Annotated in this window: 17 protein-coding genes; 7 read left to right on the top strand and 10 right to left on the bottom strand. The window is 44.8% G+C overall.

The genetic code is table 11. The features are described from left to right. Window positions 1-11 precede the first annotated feature (11 nt). Window positions 12-833, bottom strand: coding sequence for a transporter substrate-binding domain-containing protein (locus tag PTQ21_RS06820; protein ID WP_274569249.1), 822 nt, complete (start codon window positions 831-833; stop codon window positions 12-14). Window positions 834-1,161: 328 nt separating this feature from the next. Between PTQ21_RS06820 and PTQ21_RS06815 the strand changes: the two genes are divergently transcribed. Further along, window positions 1,162-1,806 (top strand): GntR family transcriptional regulator, encoded by a 645-nt coding sequence (locus PTQ21_RS06815; protein ID WP_274569248.1) that lies wholly within the window; start codon window positions 1,162-1,164, stop codon window positions 1,804-1,806. A gap of 180 nt (window positions 1,807-1,986) precedes the next feature. On the opposite strand, the gene PTQ21_RS06810 is transcribed toward PTQ21_RS06815, so the two are convergent. Beyond that, the gene (locus tag PTQ21_RS06810) at window positions 1,987-2,727 is read right to left on the bottom strand and encodes a class I SAM-dependent methyltransferase (RefSeq protein WP_274569247.1); all 741 of its coding nucleotides are present in this window, start codon (window positions 2,725-2,727) and stop codon (window positions 1,987-1,989) included. Window positions 2,728-2,891: 164 nt separating this feature from the next. Here PTQ21_RS06810 and PTQ21_RS06805 point away from each other — a divergent pair, with 164 nt between their 5' ends. Further along, window positions 2,892-3,254, top strand: coding sequence for a hypothetical protein (locus PTQ21_RS06805; RefSeq protein ID WP_063568136.1), 363 nt, complete (start codon window positions 2,892-2,894; stop codon window positions 3,252-3,254). 68 nt (window positions 3,255-3,322) lie between these two features. Here the strand turns inward: PTQ21_RS06805 and PTQ21_RS06800 are convergent, their stop codons facing one another. The 5 genes from PTQ21_RS06800 to PTQ21_RS06780 form a co-directional block, all read right to left on the bottom strand. Next, window positions 3,323-6,208: an S-layer homology domain-containing protein gene (locus tag PTQ21_RS06800; protein WP_420800355.1), complete on the bottom strand. Its 2,886-nt coding sequence runs from the start codon at window positions 6,206-6,208 to the stop codon at window positions 3,323-3,325. A gap of 313 nt (window positions 6,209-6,521) precedes the next feature. Further along, window positions 6,522-6,749, bottom strand: coding sequence for a cold-shock protein (locus PTQ21_RS06795; protein WP_017691121.1), 228 nt, complete (start codon window positions 6,747-6,749; stop codon window positions 6,522-6,524). A gap of 189 nt (window positions 6,750-6,938) precedes the next feature. Beyond that, on the bottom strand, window positions 6,939-7,139 hold the full coding sequence (locus PTQ21_RS06790; RefSeq protein ID WP_024633772.1) for a cold-shock protein: 201 nt from the start codon (window positions 7,137-7,139) through the stop codon (window positions 6,939-6,941). Between the two features lie 388 nt (window positions 7,140-7,527). Then, window positions 7,528-7,764 (bottom strand): DUF6953 family protein, encoded by a 237-nt coding sequence (locus PTQ21_RS06785; RefSeq protein ID WP_063568137.1) that lies wholly within the window; start codon window positions 7,762-7,764, stop codon window positions 7,528-7,530. A gap of 142 nt (window positions 7,765-7,906) precedes the next feature. Then, window positions 7,907-8,692: a CPBP family intramembrane glutamic endopeptidase gene (locus tag PTQ21_RS06780; RefSeq protein ID WP_274569235.1), complete on the bottom strand. Its 786-nt coding sequence runs from the start codon at window positions 8,690-8,692 to the stop codon at window positions 7,907-7,909. 299 nt (window positions 8,693-8,991) lie between these two features. Here PTQ21_RS06780 and PTQ21_RS06775 point away from each other — a divergent pair, with 299 nt between their 5' ends. Next, window positions 8,992-9,663 carry a phosphatase PAP2 family protein gene (locus PTQ21_RS06775; protein ID WP_063568139.1) on the top strand — a complete coding sequence of 224 codons (672 nt, stop codon included), beginning with the start codon at window positions 8,992-8,994 and terminating at the stop codon, window positions 9,661-9,663. 142 nt (window positions 9,664-9,805) lie between these two features. Here PTQ21_RS06775 and PTQ21_RS06770 read toward each other — a convergent pair whose 3' ends face one another. Next, entirely contained in the window at window positions 9,806-10,585 is a 780-nt protein-coding gene (locus PTQ21_RS06770) for an AraC family transcriptional regulator (RefSeq protein WP_063568140.1), read from the bottom strand. Between the two features lie 112 nt (window positions 10,586-10,697). Between PTQ21_RS06770 and pyk the strand changes: the two genes are divergently transcribed. Beyond that, a complete protein-coding gene (gene pyk, locus PTQ21_RS06765; RefSeq protein WP_064642858.1) occupies window positions 10,698-12,113 on the top strand; it encodes a pyruvate kinase in 1,416 nt (471 codons plus the stop codon). A 138-nt stretch (window positions 12,114-12,251) separates the two neighbouring features. Here the strand turns inward: pyk and PTQ21_RS06760 are convergent, their stop codons facing one another. Both PTQ21_RS06760 and PTQ21_RS06755 read right to left on the bottom strand, forming a co-directional pair. Further along, window positions 12,252-13,781, bottom strand: coding sequence for a methyl-accepting chemotaxis protein (locus tag PTQ21_RS06760; RefSeq protein ID WP_090955842.1), 1,530 nt, complete (start codon window positions 13,779-13,781; stop codon window positions 12,252-12,254). Between the two features lie 165 nt (window positions 13,782-13,946). Continuing rightward, window positions 13,947-14,396: an SRPBCC family protein gene (locus PTQ21_RS06755; protein WP_274569234.1), complete on the bottom strand. Its 450-nt coding sequence runs from the start codon at window positions 14,394-14,396 to the stop codon at window positions 13,947-13,949. 283 nt (window positions 14,397-14,679) lie between these two features. On the opposite strand from PTQ21_RS06755, the gene PTQ21_RS06750 reads away from it, so the two are divergent. From PTQ21_RS06750 to PTQ21_RS06740, 3 genes are read left to right on the top strand one after another with little or no spacing between them, the layout of a single operon-like run. Then, entirely contained in the window at window positions 14,680-15,417 is a 738-nt protein-coding gene (locus PTQ21_RS06750; RefSeq protein WP_063568144.1) for a WecB/TagA/CpsF family glycosyltransferase, read from the top strand. 23 nt (window positions 15,418-15,440) lie between these two features. Further along, the gene (locus PTQ21_RS06745; RefSeq protein ID WP_063568145.1) at window positions 15,441-15,986 is read left to right on the top strand and encodes an AAA family ATPase; all 546 of its coding nucleotides are present in this window, start codon (window positions 15,441-15,443) and stop codon (window positions 15,984-15,986) included. Next, window positions 15,983-16,792 (top strand): helix-turn-helix domain-containing protein, encoded by an 810-nt coding sequence (locus PTQ21_RS06740; protein WP_274569233.1) that lies wholly within the window; start codon window positions 15,983-15,985, stop codon window positions 16,790-16,792. The genes PTQ21_RS06745 and PTQ21_RS06740 overlap by 4 nt, the downstream gene beginning before the upstream one ends. Window positions 16,793-16,813 lie beyond the last annotated feature (21 nt).

The following is a 16,813-nucleotide window of genomic DNA, read 5'->3' as shown; positions in this document are numbered from 1 at the left end:
ACTCGCCCGGTTTATTCGCCTAACATCTCATTGGCTTCTACGACGAAGCGTTCGATATCTCCGCCCGTTTTGAGCTTCTCCAGCGTACTGTTGATCTGATCAACGAGCTCCTTGTTGCCTTTTTTCACAGCGATAGCCGATCCTCCTTCATCCTCTGCCTGTTCAATCTTCACGTTTGCAACAACCAGTCCTTCCTGGTTCTTTACATACTGCTGCGCAACCGGCTTCTCCAGAATAAGCGCATCTACCCGCCCGGTCTGCAATTCAAGAATCAATTCGGGAATTTTGGCAAGAGAAGTAAGTTTGGCACCTTGAATGTCCTGAGCAATGCCTTCCTGAATAGAGCTTTTCTGCACACCCACCTGCTTACCCGACAAATTATCCAGTGAGGCTATCGATTCGCCTTCGTCAGCTCTAACGAGTACAGCCTGTTCTGCATAATAGTAGATATCCGTAAAATCAACGTTCTTCTTTCGCTCTTCTGTAGGGGTTAAACCTGATATCACAAAATCAACCTTGTCCGTGCTGAGCGCCATAAGCAAACCTTCAAAATCCATATCCTCAATCTTCAGCTCAGCTCCCATGTCCGCAGCAATCGCCTTGGCAATCTCAATGTCAAAACCAACAATAGTGTCTTTGCCATTAATGCTTTTGTGAAATTCATAAGGTGCGTAGTCTGCACTGGTGCCAAGTACGATTACTTTCTTCTCTGCGCCACCACTCTCCGAGGATGGAGAAGGTTCCGATCCGGCCCCCGTCGTTTGTTCCTGCCCACAAGCCGTCATGATTACCACCATTAACAACAGCATCATTGGCAAAAGCACTCTTTTCACTCAACATACCCCTGTTCTGTTTTGGAATGATAAAGGCATATAACTTGTATACAATATACACAAGACAATATATGGGCTTTAATGTAAGTAATACTAACAAACAATCTGTTGTATGGCAATGAATTTAACACATTTATACGCTATAATTCCATAATACGTAATTTATTTAACATGAAACTAACACCACTTTAGATCATTAAGATTGCTTGCCCAACTCCCCCCTCGGTGTTAAGATGATAAAAACTTGAAACTCCCGAACGGCGCACCATTACAGGGCTCACACCCTCACACATCCAATCATCACTATATACAGAAGGGGGGATTCGGTATGGAGGCACCCAAATACCGGTCCTTGAAAGATCACGTTTACGATTATATCGCACAGAAAATTCAAGACGGGACACTGCTCCCCAATCAGAAGATTAATGAAGCGGAGATTTGCAAAAAGCTGGACATCAGCCGCACACCTACTCGGGAAGCCTTATTTCAACTCACTTCTGACAACCTCCTGCAATATATCCCACGCAGGGGATTTATCGTCGCTCCTTTTGACGCTGGCAAAAAACTCGAATTCTCGCAAGCCATCGGTGCGCTTGAGGCACTTGCTGCTACACTTGCAGTAGACCACCTCAAACCGTCTGAGCTCCTGGAGATGGAAGCCCTTGTTGCACGAATGGATGAAGATATTACCCAGCTTGATCTGGCTGCTTACAGTAAGAATCAATATCAATTTCATAACCTGTACATCCAGCGCTGCGGTAACGCCACTGTCATCGAGATGTTAAACACGTTAAAAAACAGCTTTATTCGCCAGTCGTATGTTAGCGACAACAAGCCGAAGCTATCCATTGTGCTTAATGAAGTAAATGAAGAACATCGCCAAATTCTAAGCGCTTTTCGAGCCAAAGATAAACAGCAACTGGAAGCTCTACTGAAGCATCACTGGCGTATTATCGACAACGATATGCTGTAATACTTTTAACCAAACTCTGGCGTGAACTATTTTCATCACTTACTGGATTGGATTGAGAGTCCCAAAACAAAGAAAAAGCAATCCACTTTAAAGTGGGTTGCTTTTTTAGATGCCAGATTTGGCCTCAGCCTATTTTTTTCACATTCGTTATTGGACTAGCCTCTACGCCAAAAAGTAATCCTACTCTTTCTGTTTATTATCGCTATCCATTGATGACTTTGCTTCAAATACCGCATAACCCAGTCTTTTTCCGTATCTCGCAAGCAAACGATCATTGGTGCGACCCATGCGCCGCACTTGCTCATCCTCAAACAAGCTCATATCCATCTCCCGATGAGGATCATGATCCACGCCCCATTTTCCCATAGAACGAGACTGTTCCTTGACCAAGACTTCAGTAAATCCACACTGTCTGAGACGTTTCTTCCATGTAGTCATGGTTGCCAGTGTCCTTATTCCATAAAATTGTTTCAGCCTTCGGCTCATCACCTCTGTCTTCCTTCCGGATAACACCATCTCCCGATCAATGAAGAGACCCCCTGGCTTCAACACTCGCTTATATTCCGTAAGGGTACTTCGCCATTGGGTGAAGATAGTGACAGACTCCACAAATACCACATCAAAATAATGATCCGGAAAAGGCAAGGATTTCACATCTGCCTGAATAAAACGAATATCTAAGCGCTCCCGTCTTGCGCGTCGCACCGCTTTCTCCAACATCTGCCGATTAAGATCCACCGCAGTTACCCGATAACCGTTTCGAGCCAGATAACAAGCCGTCCTCCCTGTACCACACCCCACCTCAAGCACCTTACTATGCGCAGGCAGAGACAGCGTATCCAACAGTTGCATCGTTGCTGTAAACCCTCCCGGATGGGCACTCCCTTCTCCGAGCCGGGCCAGCAAATCATGATAATCCATGAGCTCCCCTCCCTTTTACTCCCTCCAGTGTATGGAGCAGATATAAAAACGGCTCCTCCCCATCTAATATCCGGGTACTCGTCCATACCAATCGTTCTTTTTTTTACTATGATATACAAACCGTTGAATTCAAGCGGCAACCGCACCTAATGAGGGGGATTTGCATGTACAGAATTAATCCGGTATGTGAAGAAACGGTTTCTCCGCACGTTGGACGTTCCGTTTGTCTCGTTATGAACGACGGTAAGCATATGTATGGTACGCTTAGTCAATGTCGTGATGGCAAAGTTTATTTGAACGGATGCTTCGAAGGACCACGACTGTGTTCAGTCAAATCCAAACAGCAACTTGTAAAAAGCAGTAAGAAAAACGCTGTTGCAACAAAGAAAGTTAAATCTTCGGCCTACGGTCCATATGGTTATGGAGGATATGGTGGGGGTTACGGTGGTTACGGCTATGGAGCTGGAGCAGGAATCGATCTGGCTCTGGTAGCAACACTGTTTCTGCTGCCATTCCTGTTCATCTAAACTCTCCAAACAAACAAAGAACCTTCTCGCTTCATGCGAGAAGGTTCTTCGTTTTTCATTTATCACACTTAAAGTTTCTCCTGCAGCCACTGTTGCAGGTTATATAACACTACGGATGCTTTACCCCGGCTTACACCCAACACTTCATCCGCGCTATAATCTTCTGCCAGATAAGAAACCAGCCCCTGGTCCTTCGTGTCCAGATCCGCTTTCAGCACTTTCAATGTGCTTGCCAGCAGTTCATTCGTTTCTTTCTCGGTAATCAGAGCAGATGGTCTGAATTTGTCTTGAGCTGTAGGAACAAGAACACCCATCTTTTCCAACGCTGCTACATAACCCACATACCAACTTCCCGCTTTTACATCTGCATATTTCGATTCCTTTGCTTCCGGCAATTCGGATACAGTCGAAAGGACACCAGACAGCATTTTCACAAACTCGGCACGTGATACACCTGCATAAGGAGCAAAAATACCACCCACTTTGCCGTCAATAATTCCGTCTTTACGCAAAGCAACCAGCTTATCCTGTACATCTTGAGGCAGTCCATCCAGATCAGTGAATGGAAGAGCTGTTGTAGATGACCCTGCACCTGATTCTTGCTCAGGATCGACATTTCCGCCCTCGGCGCCTGCTGGATTCCCTGTTACAATTCCATAACCATTGGTTCCCACATACACACGTCCGTACACTCTCGAATCACCTGTAATCGTTACATTGGCTGAACCATACTGATGCTGATCATCATTAATTCTAATCCAGGAAGAACCGTTATCGTCCGAACGGAAAATCCCATACGTTCCTTCTACTTTGGCGTAGGAATACAATGCCATATGCTCTTGCCCTTCCGCCGCTTTACCCAGACCTATCGTGGCTGCTTCTTCCACATTAGCCAGCTTGGTGAAGGTTTGACCATAGTCTACGGAATGGAACAGACCATACATACTATCGAGTTTCTTGTTATCTTTTGCCGCAGCCAGCCAGATCTCACCCTCTGAACCCGGTACAGCTTTGAAGTTACTCGTTAAGGCAACAGGCAGTCCAGTTGCGGTCGTTTTCTCAAACGTAACGCCACCATCACGACTCACATAAAAGGCCCCATTCGAGAATCCGTAGAAAACAGATCCATTCACACGGTCAGCCGAGACACGTGCACCTTCCGGAATACCTTTCGAAGCTTTCCAGGTCGCACCCTGATCGGTCGAAATACTCACCGGTCTTGCTTCTCCTTCAGCTTTGCTGACAGGACTCCATAGAATCGATTTCCCGTCAGCGCTAAAGGCCGCATGTCCACCCTCTGTCTTATCTTCATCGGAAGAGATCCAGGCATTCGAAGCAGGCTTCCAAGTTACGCCGTTATTCGTGGAAATTCCCATTCGAGCAGCCTTTCCTTCCGCGTTACCTACACGTACAACCAGATTCGGGTTCAACTCTGCATAATCAATATCCGTACTGGTTCCGAGATACGGATTTGTAATCATTTCCGGCGCCTTATCCAGGTCAGCATGACGGAATCCGCCAATGTCACCCATCGCACTCAGAAGAGGCGCCCCCGATGGCGGGCTGATAAGACCAAGTATGGCCGTCTCTTCAATACCATCCGCTTTGACGGAAATTTTCACCGTTTCATCTCGGTCTAGGGCTGTTACGTTATCCGAACCGTACAACGTTGCGCCTGTACCATATAGGATTTTATTCGAATCAAACGGATCAATCTCCAAGTCGCCAATCATCCATCCCAATTTAGGTGAAGTTTCAGGCAACTCCTTTTTCTCGCCCCAATCCAGCCAAGGAGATAGAGAATAATCGATAGTAAAATGATTTTCCCGACTTGGGTCTTTGGCATAATCCAGTGTCCAGAATGATTTCCATGTCTTCCCGCCGTCGGTGCTGCGGTAAATGAAGTCATCTGGCCACCATTTGTTCATCGTTGCGACCATTAGTGTATTCGGATCTTTGCTGTCCACTGCAAGCCCACCATACGGGTTATCTGTATTACCAGTTGGACTGATATCGGTCCATTTCCCTGTTTTCGTATCCAGTTTCCACACGGCACCTTTACCACCGCTGTATGGTCCAACAAACTCATTGTAAGTGACATATAAGGAGCCATCGGATGCGAGCACACCGTGATGGGGAACAAACCCTAGCGTAGGTTGGCCCTCTATAGGTGCCCAAGTCTGCCCACCATCCGCACTGCGATAGATGCTCTTCTCAGAATCTGCCACTCCAACGTATATCGTCTGAGTCGTATGGCCACGCGAACCTGTAGTTGGATCAAAAGTAATCCAGGCTACGCCTGCAATATCGTTATAGTCATCCTTTACATTCCCGACTGCTGTAAAACTGTCTACCTTGCTCCAGGTCACTCCGTAATCCGTGCTTTTCCATAGTCCATTTCCGCTGCGAGCACCCAGATACAACACCCGGTTGTTGTTCGGATCGATAGATAAACGCTCACCCATTGAACGCCCAGGCATGTTACCGCCAAGTTTGAATGGAAGCTCTGTCCGCTGCCAAATATCGCCTCTGTCCGTTGAACGCAATAACACACCGTTCATATCTGTCCAGTCATTCGTATATGTACCTGCTGCTATATAGACGCGATCCGGATCAACGGAATCTGTAGCCAAGCTCTCCACACCCGACATGTTCCATTCATCAAAACCAACAAAATCAAGCAGTTGAATCCACGATTTACTCTCAGCATCATAACGATATGCACCACCAATATCCGTGCGGGCGTATACGAGGTCTTTCTCTGCCTTATTATAGATAATGCCCGGAACGAAGCCGCCACCCACTACTTTGACCCTTCCCCAATCATAAGTCTGCTCTTTTGTAGCCAATGATGGAGATTGAGTCGAGCTCGGTTCCACACTTTCCGCGAAAGCGTTACCAACAAGAGTCGCACTTAAAGCAGCAACCAGTGAAAGACTTAACCATTTCTTCAAAATGCTTTTCCTCCTCTGAGAACATACGATTACGTCATCGGCAAACTGTAAGCGTTAACAATTTTATCGAAAACGTTTTATTTATTGCGTGTAAATGTGATTACTATCTATTCTACAAACCCTGGATTTAAATAAATACATTGTAAATTGGATATATTTCCATTTCAATATCCGACATATTGGAAAAAAAGATATAAAAAAAGGCATTCGTCAAAACGAATGCCGGGAACTTCATATTTAATACCCTTACCTTTGTACAAGATGTCAGGTTCAACTTAAAAAAAAACACCTCGTTAGAGGCGGGTAAGCTATGTTAAATCCGATTTCCTTTAGGCATCGTTTTAAGATTACTATTCGAATTCTCAAGCAATGGTAGCATCCTAGTCGTGCTGACCATCTCAGAAGCACATATCGGACAAGTAGGTACGTTATCAAACGCAAAATTGTCCCGCATCCATCCTTTGCACGTATCACTCGTACATTCCCAGATTGCCGCATCAGCTTGTGGAATCTCTTCCAACGGTTTTTTGCGATTATACATGACTTCTACCCCCTTTGTTATGGAAAAACATCTAATCCGACGTTATTTCACAGAAGCCACTACTTAGCGGAAGTTTTGTCCCGTCCGGACTTCTGTCTCGACAACTATTGGGCCGACTTTCATTATAACTGCTCAAAAAAAAGAAGCTGCCTTTACCATTATAACATGTTAAAGGCAGCTATGCTTTAATTACAGTTTTACAACTTCTTCTGCTTGAGGACCACGGTTTCCTTGTACAATTTTAAATTGCACGCGTTGACCTTCGTCCAGCGTTTTGAAGCCTTCGCCTGTAATAGCGCTGAAGTGTACGAATACATCTTCTCCGCCTTCAACTTCGATGAAACCGAAGCCTTTATCAGCGTTGAACCATTTTACTGTTCCGTTTTGCATGTGAATTACACCTCCAAATAAAGATTAACATGTTCCTTTGTTCTTTGCAGCAAGCAAATAAAAATTCACACATTGAAAAAGGTACCAGTCATAACCTATAAGTGATCGCCCTTTACAATATGTGAATTAGGTTTTCCACTCTCTACAACTTGTTTTTATTATAACTCCGTTTCCACCAAAAAGCAAATCTTTGTATTTTCTTTTCAAACAGCTTTGGAAATACATGTATTCGCACGCACTGGAACAGGGTTTGTCGCTTGCCCTGCCGCTCATTGCGGTCTTATGAAAGGATATGCAGATCCGAACCAACTTATACATTTTCTATAAAATATTTTGACATGCATATCCAACACATCCATGAAAGCTCAATCCATTACATGATAACACACTAGGTCCATGCCCACATAAAAGCATCACGATCCCATGCAATCTGCCCACGATGTAGCTTGCGGAACGCTTTCTTCACTTCTTTTGATAACGAAGTATTTCCATTCTCATTCACAAATACAAATTCTTCCCCAAAATTGGACTTCACATATTCAATTGCAGCTTCCTGATGAAGTGTACCGGTGAATTTAATCTCCTGTACCATCCATTCCGCCACTGCCTGTGCTGTCTTTTCCACAATATCACCTATTTATCTATGCATTGTACGGATGAACGGGCCTCCGATTATGAACAAGCCTGTCATACCGCCAGACTGAAGTATACCACGATCCTATGGCTGGCGGTAAACAGAGTTATGCATCAACTGATCACACGCCCATTTAATGAACCATTGAACTCCCCGGTGTACTACTCTCTGAAGAAGATGACTTTGTTCGAACGCTAAACGTCAACCATACGCAATAAGCAACCAACACAACCAATATGAAGATATCGTAGGGAAGTGTTCCGGTATCTTGCCGATCGTTCCCAAGAAATTGAATCAAATTATGTATGAAATGAAACAGAATCAGCGGCACGATATTTCCGTTTTTCAACATTAACAGCGCGAGCGCTGCTCCCAACAGCAGTGCATAGATCAGTTGCAGAAGGGTGTCTGCCATACTCTGACCGGATAATGCATTCATGATATGAGTGATAGAAAATAAAACACTTGAAGTCGCAACTGCCGCAACCGCACTCTTACGAAGCAAAGTTTTGAAGATTAGTCCACGATAAATGGTTTCCTCCACAAAAGCGACAAGCAAGGTGAAAAAGATAAAAAAAGCGACCTTGGACAAGGTTAATTCAGTAAATCCTTTCAGCGCAAGAGTACCCAGTACAAGGAGTAGCGGAATATAATACTTTGCATGACTTGCCGGGATGGTTCTTATGGAGCGAAATCCAGTCTCTCTCCATTTGCGTCGCAGGGTGAGATAAATAATGAGCACGAGGGCAATTGGAGTAAACGACATCAATACGGGTGATGTGTAGTCCAGTTGCTTCACGGTAGCAACCGCCCCTGCCGCAAAAACTGCCAGCAAAAGGAGCAGTTCAATAATGACTACCGTCAGCACGGGCCTGCGCGCGGAAAAGGATTGATTTTGCTTGGATTGCGTGGTTTTCATAGATTGTACTAGCCTCATTTCATTTTTAATGGTTGTCACATGAACTCATATGACAATTTAGTTGTATCATATTTATTGGATATTCGGATATCCTTTTCTGGATAAAACTATAAAAGTAACAAAAAAGAGAATTTCTCTTACAGCTTTTACCTTACAATCAGGTATGGCTCAAGTGCTAAAATGTCTATTATAGTAATAATAGAATGATTCAGTGCAGGGGTACGACATTTCTGCAACGTCATATATATGAAGAGTTAAGATGAAAGCTGCGAAATGAAGAACAAAATCAGGGGGATACTATGAAAGCATTATTTTTGCGCTGGGGACATTTGCTGGCAATCTTATGTATACCGCTTCAAGGTTCCATTTATGTTTTGTTGGGCAGTAACACCGGAAGTGATGTCTTCTACAATTATGCCTGGATTGATACACAGATTCCTTTTATCAAAGAATTTATTTATCCTTATGTCAGTTGGATGCCGATTCTGTATCTTGGATTTCTCTATTTGGGTCTAACGAACAAATCGCTATTCTGGCGTATGATAATTACCTATAACGTAGGGGTAATCGCAGCCAATATTGTTTTTGCGGTCTTCCCTACTTACGTGCCGCGACCAGAAGCTATCGGAACAGGTCTAAGCAGTGCGCTCGTACAATTTATTTATACCAATGATGCTCCATTCAACTGTTTTCCAAGCATTCACTGTCTCACAAGTTATCTGCTCTTCATTATCATCAATCGCCATTTGAACTTCAAACCACTGGCACGAATCTCCTGGTCGATATGGCTGTGGCTGATCATTGCTTCGACGGTGTTTGTGAAGCAGCATTCGCTGCTGGATGTAGCAGGCGGCATTCTGTTCGCGGAAGCAGCGTACTGGGCTGTGCATGTATTTGCGGTTCGCGCAGGTCTGGCAAGCAAAAAAACAAAACAGCCAATCACGGCTACAAATACAAGCAGCAACGCTTAGTATATGATTTATATGGCAAAGGCAGGAGTAATTCGACTGTCGTGAGACCAAAAAGAGGGCCGAGGCCCTCTTTTTTTTGCATGAATGCAGCTTGATGTTTAAATGTAAGAACTTTTCAAGACGAGACCATGAACCCTGTCTTTCATACAATAGGTGGACGTTCATGGAGCAAATCAGATGGAGGACTTCCCATTAAACGCTTGAATATCCGGTAAAAATAAGACAGATCACGGTAACCGAGAAATTCTGCAATTTCCTGAATAGAGAGTTGTGACTCGGTAAGCAAATACACCGCCCTTTTCATTCGTTGATCATGAACATATTGGCTGATCGTCTGATTCGTCATGCTTTTAAATAACGCGGCTGCGTAATTTGGGGTTTTACGGATCTCGTCCCCGAGCTCTTCTTTCGTAACTTTCTCCCGGTAATGCCGCTCAATGTATCGCTTCATCCGCTCCGCATGAACATGTCTCTCCGGTGGAATAACTCCGCGATCCAGTTCCCTATTTATATAAATAAGTACTTCCATCAATAAGGCTTGGCTCATCATGACATAATAAGACGGACGTTCCTGCCATTGTTGTTGGATGGCTTTCATGCGTTCATGAATCAGTTCATAACATCCAGGCTTATGTCGCAAGGCCTCACTCCGTTCCAGCGCGGGCAAACCTTGTGCATGATCCCCCTGTAATTGAACTACAATTTGCGTGTGGGTTACGGTAGGAATACTTTTGCCGTAATACGGAATGCCAGCGGGAATTAGCAGCAGTTCACCTTTCTCCATGATCTGCTTCTCTCCGTTCACCCAATATACACATTTTCCATAAGTAACCAAGCTCAATCTCCAAGTCGCCTGTGACTGCACCGCTTCTTCGTACCAACCGACACCATTAATGTGTCGTACTTCTAATGGAGTGACCATAACACACCTCATTATTGGACTATATTCTAATCATTGTACTATAGTTCATACCCTGATTCGACAGAAAACGCTACAATACACATATAAGCAAACATATGAGGAGGAAAATAGCATGTTGAAAACAAAAATTATTTGTACTATGGGACCTGCTTGTGACTCAATCGAATTGTTAAAAGTAATGATTCAGGAAGGGATGACTGTTGCCCGTCTGAACATGGCTCATGGTGAGCTGGAAGATCACGTGGCACGGATTAACAATATCCGCAAAGCCGCTTCCGAATTGAATACGTATATACCGATTATGATGGATATCAAGGGACCGGAAGTTCGTATTGGCAAGCTGAAAGAAGCATCCTGCCACCTGCAAGCCGGTAAAGAGCTTATCCTGACTACCGAAGAAATTCTTGGTGACGCTGAGCGTATTTCGGTAAACTACCCGGAATTGAACCTCGTTGTAAAACCTGGCGATCGCATCCTCATCGATGATGGTTTGGTGGATCTGACTGTACTGTCCGTGGAAGGATCCGATATTCACTGTAAAATCATCAGCGGCGGCATTCTGAAACCACGTAAAGGGGTTAACTTGCCAGGAATCAAAACGACTTTGCCAGGTGTAACGGAACGTGACGTTATGCACATCGGATTCGGGATCGAAAACGGTATCGAAATCATCGCTGCTTCCTTTGTTCGTAAAGGCGACGACATTCGTGAAATTCGCAGTATCCTAAAAGAACGCGGTGTAGATCATGTACAAATTATCTCCAAAATCGAAAACCAGGAAGGTATGACCAACCTGGACGATATCATTGAAGCATCTGACGGTATCATGGTAGCGCGTGGAGATCTCGGGGTTGAAGTACCAATCGAAGACGTACCTATGATGCAAAAAGAAATGATCGATAAATGTAACCGTGCAGGTAAACCGGTTATCGTAGCAACACACATGCTGGAATCCATGCAAGTGAATCCGCGTCCAACTCGTTCCGAAGTTAGTGACGTTGCTAACGCTGTTCTTCAAGGGGCAGACGTTGTAATGTTGTCTGGTGAATCGGCAGCAGGTAAATATCCGGTACAATCCGTGCGCACGATGGCTGCTGTTGCTCGCCGTGCTGAAACGATGATTGATTACAAAGAACAATTCAACCAAAAATCCGCTCAACAGGTAGCTGATATTACCGAAGTTATCAGTCAGGGAGCAGTTAGCTCTTCCCTCGTCCTGAATGCCAAAGCGATCATCACTTCTACAGAGAGTGGATTTACGGCGCGTATGATCTCCAAATATCGTCCGAAAGCACCGATCATCGCAGTTACACAGCATGAAGAAGTACTGGCTAAAATCTGCTTGCTCTCCGGTGTCATCCCGGTTATGGGCGACAAAGTAACAACAACCGATGAAATGTTCGAGTCTGCTACACGCAATGCAATCAAAACTGGTTATATCGAAAAAGGGGACATCATCGTATTGTCCGCTGGCGTACCGATTGGTCAATCCGGTAACACCAACTTGATCAAAGTTCAACAAGTATAATTCAACACATAGCATTGCATATATCGTTTCGTTGAGAATACAAAAAACCACCGAGAGCAGAAATGCATCTCGGTGGTTTTTTCTTATGCAATTCATTTTATCATCCAACAAATCGAAAGGGTTACACCTTTTTCAACCTTACAAATTCCGTGAGTAGTTCACCAAATCCTGCGACATCATATTAATCTCATCCATCGAGGCGTTTACCTGCTGTGTTAGGGCCGCCTGATTCTGCGTCAGTGTGGACATGTTGCCAATGTGCTCCAGAATCTGGTCAATGAACGTCTTCATTGCCTGCATGCTATCTTCAATATTGACGGTTGCCTGCGAGCTATGGTCAGCTAACTTCCGCACTTCCCCGGCCACAACTCCAAAACCAAGACCAAGTTCTCCCGCTCTGGCTGCTTCGATTGCTGCATTCAGACCCAGTAAATTGGTTTGGCTGGCAATTTCCCGAATAAACGCTGTAATGTTTTGGGTATCATCTGCACTGCTCTTCACCTGAATGGCCGCGTCCGCGGATAACTCTTGCGCAGTAACCAGTTCCTGAGCCTGATCGGTGATCGAATTAATTCCACGCACCATCTCACCGATAGATTCGGATAAAAGTTTTGTTTTCTGATTCATCGCTTCAACGATCTGTTCCTTATTTTTCTCATGTGTCACATCACGAATGGTTCCCGCTACACGGAGTGGTACACCGTTACCGTCCCGAACCGTCTCGCCACCTGCATGATACCAGCGATATTCCCCATTCTTACGTTGCAGACGGTAATCAAGATCATAAGGTGTCAGTCCACTGTAGTCATTCATGTGCTTGGCAAATTCATTGATCGTCCGGTCATGATCGTCCGGGTGAAGCCGGCTGCTCCAACTGCTGAACACATTCGGGAAATCCTGCTCATCGGTAAACCCAAGCTCTCGGCGAAACTGTGGTGACCACCAAAATTCATTATTCGGGTTAACCACATCTCCGGCCACAACGGTCATATCCCACGGTGCTTCCACTAATGCACGATTTACCAGGTCATAACGGGTAACGAGTGCTTCCAACTCGTCGGATTTGCTCTTCTCATCATGAATATCAAACATGATTCCCAGAAGTTTAACCGGAACGCCTTCGTCATTTCTGACAACTTGTCCAAGACACCGGAACCAGCGTACCTCTCCACTCTTCGTTATCATTCGGCTCGTTACGTTGTATGCAGCCATCTCAGAAGACTTATTAATGTTTTTCGTAATCTCCTGAACCAACTGGGGTCTGTCGTCGGGATGGATGGATTTGGCCCAACTTGCGAAAGCATCGGGATAATCCTTCGTATTGCTGAAGCCTAACATTTGACGAAATTCATTGGAAAAAGCAATGATATTATTGCCATCCAGAGGATCTCCTGCAACAATCTCGGACTCCCAGAGTCCAATATTCAACGCCTGATTCAGCATTTTGAGGCGCATTTCCGCTGCTTCATTTTGCTTCTTCAGAATATGTACTGCTTTATTGATATTATGTGCAATTTCACCAGCTTCCTGCAAATCCTCGGTTGATTCCAGCTGATTGTTATATATTCCTTGCTCTGCGTCTTTAACCAGTTTACGACTGTATTCTAATAATTGTTGAAGCGAACCCGCAGGGGCTTGCTTGATGATTTGGATTCGTTTACGAAACATCTCGATTTCTCCTCTAATGTCATTTCTATATATTTCGACAGAATTAGACATTAAATGTAGATGGTTTTCATTCATTTGCGAAAACAACATGAAAAAAAACGCCTTATCAGCGCTTTTTTCATATTGTTATGATGTTACATTCATATATCTCTCGCTATCGGACCTTTACCAGCCAAAATTCAGCGTTTCGCCCGTCTCTGCCCATGTCTTGATACTGCTCAAGATCATCCACCAGCTACTCTGTGCGTTTTCAAAAGATGGATGGTTGTCCGTAAATTGGTCATTAATCAATGTTAACTTCGTACATTCCCCTACCTTCTCCAGCTGGAACACTACTCTGGATTGAAGCTCGGCGTGATTGGCGTGGTAGGAAGGTCCGGGATGCTCAAGGTAACTTAATAGGGATAAAGGTTCGAATTCGAGAATATCACCGTACACATGAACCGTCTCTGCACCATCATTCCCAGGCCCTACATAGGCGAACGGCTGGCCCGGTTGGAAATTGGAACGAAGTTCGCTGCCAAAAAAGCTGCTCCGTGTACCGTCCGGCGAGATCAGGGCATTCCACACAGCTTCCTCTCCGGCATTAATATAGAACTCATATTTCAATTCCATGAACTCACTCCCTTTATGTGTTGTATTGAAGGTACAACTGACACTTGCTTGCAACACTATCCTATCGTTATACCCCAAACGAAGTATTGTAAAAACACGACAACAGCGAAAATAAAAGATTTTAGATGCCATGAAGCTTGATAATTCGGACTTTTCATCCGGTGCTAAACTTCAACAAATATAGTGCTTTGCCAGGAGATCAGATATACTAAAATGGAATGAAATAACAGGAAATGTATACAAGCTGGGGACGGATAGTTAGCATCCAGAAAGGAACTAAAATATGAACCAAACAACAAATATTATGGGAATCCCATTTCCCAATATAACTATGGATCAGACGGTTACGATTCTTGGTGATGTAATCGATCAGAGACAATCCGAACTGTTCCATGTCATCACAGGCAATCCGGAAATCGTCATGTCTTGCCAGAAGGATCAGGCGCTTCGTTCAGTCGTAGATCAGGCAGGTATTGTGACCGCTGACGGCGCGGGCATTGTTATGGTATCCCGCTTTCGGGGTGGACAATTGACCGAACGGGTTACAGGTTGTGATCTGCTTTTTCGTTTGTTGGAGGAAGGAAGCCGGAAGAATTGGTCCTTTTATATGTTCGGGGCAGAAGAAAGTGTCAGTAAGAGGGCTGTGGATGTTATTGCGCAAAACTATCCGGGAGTCGTTGTGCGTGGCAGACATCATGGATTTTTCACAACGGACGAGGAGCAAAGCATTGTAGAAGAAATTCAAGAGGCACAACCTGATTTTCTTATTGTGGCCCTAGGAGCACCCAATGCTGAACACTGGATCAACAAATATCGCCATCAACTCAATGCTCGTGTAGCCATCGGAGTCGGGGGAAGCCTGGATATTCTGGCCGGCAAAACCAAACGAGCACCTGCCATATGGCAGAAGCTTAACTTGGAATGGCTTTATCGACTGCTCAGCCAGCCTTCCAGATGGCGCAGACAACTTATTTTGCCACGTTTCGCTGTTCGGGCGTTGTTGTTCAGAGAGCAAAGGTAATATCAAGGGGGACTGATTACAGAATGATCGGTGAACAATCCAAGATCAAATTCAGGCCAAACAAAATACATATTATCGGCTCAGTCGGCAGCGGCAAATCTACATTGGCCCGCCTCTTATCCGCGAGGTTAGACCTTCCTTATTATGAGCTCGACAACATTGTGTGGCACCGTGTACCTAAAGGACAGGATATTCGCAATAGCCCTGAGAAGCGGGACACACTCCTGCAAAAAGCCGTTTATTCCAATCAGTGGATTATTGAAGGAGTACACTATGAATGGGTGGAAAGAAGTTTCGAGCAGGCTGATCTTATCGTCTATTTGAATACCCCCGTGTGGAAAAGGAATGTGCGCATTCTCAAACGTTTCACAGTACAGAAGCTCGGGCTGGAACAAGGAAATTACCGACAGACTTTCACTATGCTCTGGAAGATGTATAAATGGAGCTATCAACATGACCATAAGGAAAAGGCGCTAATCATGGCGTTTTTGCAGCCTCACCAACATAAATTGTGCATGGTTCGTAACGAAGCAGAATTGACGAGATACCTGGAGGAATCGACGAGATGAAACATGCGGATCATGCTGTCAGACCCAGTATGGGTCTTCTGAATCTGAATGAGGGCGACAAAAGATATTGCCTGACACGTTATGCCCCTTCCGAAGCATTGAGTTCTTTGGTCAAGCATTTCTGGATCGTCTCCTGGGATCTTACCGGGCATGATCCATATCCGCAGCATGTGGTTCCGAATCCCTGTGTCAATCTGGTGGTAGAGCGGGGAAACACCTTTTTCTTCGGTCCATCTGGACAGAAATTCTCCTATCTTGTCCGTGGAAAAGGAAGCGTGTTTGGGGTGAAGTTTAAGCCTAGAGGCTTCTATCCATTCATTCGTACTCCCGTATCCACATTGTATGGAAACCCCTTGGATGTCTCTGGTGTGCTTGGTATCGATGCTCCACTGCTCGAAGAACGTCTGCTCGGGGACGGAAGTGATGCGGACAAAGTCAGTTATATGGATCAGCTACTTTGTAAACATCTTCCTCCTCCTGATGATCAAGCCATTCTGGTTAGCCAGATTGTGCTGTATATTGAGCAGCATCGGGATATGTTGAGAGTCGATGACTTATCTGCTTCCTGGAATATGCACACCAGAAAGCTCCAGCGCCTGTTCAATCAGTATGTGGGCATCAGCCCCAAAATGGTGATCAAGCTCTACCGCCTACAAAATGCTGCTGAGCTGATGGAGCGGGGTGTGAATTGCGATCTGGTTAAGTTGTCCCAGGACCTTGGATATCACGATCAGTCGCATTTTATCAAAGACTTCAAGTCCATAATCGGCAGCACACCTGAAGAATACGTCCATTCCAGAGGATAAACTGAGATTATCTACAGTCGA

Source organism: Paenibacillus marchantiae, from assembly GCF_028771845.1.
GTDB lineage: Bacteria > Bacillota > Bacilli > Paenibacillales > Paenibacillaceae > Paenibacillus > Paenibacillus marchantiae.
Note: the sequence above shows the minus strand (reverse complement) of the source record. Positions and strands in the feature narration are given on the sequence as shown.